This window comes from Nonomuraea cypriaca, from assembly GCF_015645445.1.
Taxonomy (GTDB): domain Bacteria; phylum Actinomycetota; class Actinomycetes; order Streptosporangiales; family Streptosporangiaceae; genus Nonomuraea; species Nonomuraea cypriaca.
The window spans coordinates 1-2092 of record NZ_JADOGI010000477.1 but is presented as its reverse complement, the minus strand read 5'-3'; the positions used below and the strand labels follow the sequence as shown (position 1 = coordinate 2092).

Below are 2092 nucleotides of genomic sequence, written 5' to 3'. Positions count from 1 at the left end.
CCCCCGTGCGCGAGCGCTCCCCCGCCGCGGCGCGCGAGCCCGCCCGGCAGGTACGTGAGCCAGACGTCGCCGGAAAGGACCTCGAACGTCCGGGGACGGGCCGGTTCGGCGACCGGGGACGCGCCCGGAGGGGCGGCCGGCAGGGGCGGGACCGACTCGGGCAGCGGCCCTGCGGGCTGGGGACGCCCGAAGCCCGAGGAGAAGAGCGCGTAGATGATGAGTGCCGTCACAAAGAGCGCCAGGGCCGCGAGCGCCGCGCGCGGTCCCTGCCCGATGTCCTGCCCCTCGGAGATCATTCACTCATGATCCCCAGAACCTGCCGCTTCCATACCGTGCGTTCGCTTGGTGACGCTGTCCCGCCAACCTGCGAACTCGTCCCGGGGCCTGGTGGCAAGATATTCAGATGCCACGGCCCCTGCACATGCTCCCCAAGGCCCATCTTCACCTGCACTTCACCGGCTCCATGCGGCACGCCACGCTGATCGAGCTGGCCAGGGAGCAGGGGCTGCACCTGCCCGACGCCCTGGAGGAGGACTGGCCGCCGAAGCTGCGGGCCACGGACGAGCGCGGATGGTTCAGGTTCCAGCGGCTGTACGACATCGCCAGGTCCGTGCTGACCCGCCCCGAATACGTCTACCGGCTGCTGCGCGAGACGGCGGAGGACGAGGTGGCGGCCGGTTCGCGGTGGCTGGAGATCCAGGTCGACCCCTCGGGATACGCGCAGCGGTTCGGCGGGCTGACGGCGACCCTGGAGCTGGTGCTCGACGCCACGCGGCAGGCGGCCGGGCACGCGGGGATCGGCATCGCGGTGGTCGTGGCGGCCAACAGGACCAGGCATCCGCTCGACGCCAACACCCTGGCCAGGCTGGCCACCCAGTACGTCGGCCAGGGCGTGGTGGGGTTCGGGCTGTCCAACGACGAGCGCAGGGGCGCGGCGCGGGACTTCGAGCGGGCGTTCAGGATCGCGAAACGCGGTGGGTTGCTGTCGGTGCCGCACGGCGGCGAGTTGCAGGGGCCGCGCAGCGTGGCGCAGTGCCTGGACGATCTCGAGGCCGACCGGATCGGGCACGGGGTGCGGGCGGCCGAGGACGATTGGCTGATGGGGCGCCTGGCCGACCGGCAGATCTGCTGCGAGATCTGCCCGACCTCCAACGTGGGGCTGGGAGTGGCCGAGCGGGCCGCCGACGTGCCGCTGCGGCGGCTGTTCGACGCGGGGGTGCCGATCGCGCTCGGGTCCGACGACCCGTTGCTGTTCGGCACGCGGTTGTTGCGGCAGTACGAGCTGGCCAGGGAGGTCTACGGGTTCAGCGACGCGGAGACGGCCGAGCTGGCCCGCCAGTCCGTACGCGCGTCGGCGGCCCCAGAGTCGGTGCGCAAGGACCTGCTCAAGGGCATCGACGACTGGCTGACGAGCTCATTCGAGTGATTCCGCGACGCGGATGGCCTCTTCCATGGACTTCATGCCCTCCAGGCGGTAGCCGAGTTCGCCGTGCTGCCAGACCAGGGTGGGGCCGGCCTGGCGCAGCGGGACCTCGGTGCCGTCGTAGCGCTTGATGTAGCCCAGGGGATGCCGTCCCGGCAGCCAGAAGCCCTGGTATCCGCCGACCTCGACGAACTCCGGCCACGGCGGGCCGCTCCGCTTGACGAAGATCGGGTCCACCCCGCCGTCGAACTGGTCGAACCTGACGCCGTCCCAGAACATCGACGCCACCCGGCCGCCGTCGGACACCGTGGCGCCGTGCGGGGCGCCGAGAGCGGGCAGCGTCTTGACCTCGAACCTGGCCAGGCCGGCGAGCTCCTCGACGGCCACGGCGCGCTCGCCGGGCATGGGGGCGGTGGTCCGTACGGGCGGGGGTGCGGTGTCGCAGATCCTGAGCTCGATTCCGGCGTACCGGAGGATGTGCGCCACGGCGGCCCGGCCCTGGGGGGTGGCGGCCGTGAGGGCGATGACCACCACGGCCACGGCCGCCACGACCTTCCACCGCGTCCGCCGCCCGCGCCGCCCGGGAAGCCGCCCGTCCGGGGGTCTGACGGGGGCGGAACGAGAGCCGTGCGCCGGATCGCGCCCATCACCGGGCACAGGACCGGAACC

The 2092-nt window shown here is 72.6% G+C and carries 3 protein-coding genes; 1 reads left to right on the top strand and 2 read right to left on the bottom strand.

Annotation, left to right across the window (positions count from 1 at the left end):
* A partial coding sequence (locus ITP53_RS54985) for a hypothetical protein (protein ID WP_207757758.1) occupies window positions 1-296 on the bottom strand: 296 nt, incomplete at its 3' end.
* Window positions 297-403: 107 nt separating this feature from the next.
* Between ITP53_RS54985 and ITP53_RS54980 the strand changes: the two genes are divergently transcribed.
* Window positions 404-1426, top strand: a complete 1023-nt coding sequence (locus ITP53_RS54980) for an adenosine deaminase (protein ID WP_195903420.1) — start codon at window positions 404-406, stop codon at window positions 1424-1426.
* Here ITP53_RS54980 and ITP53_RS54975 read toward each other — a convergent pair.
* Window positions 1415-2092, bottom strand: a 678-nt coding sequence (locus ITP53_RS54975; RefSeq protein ID WP_207757757.1) for a hypothetical protein, incomplete at its 5' end; no start/stop codon positions are given. The genes ITP53_RS54980 and ITP53_RS54975 overlap by 12 nt on opposite strands.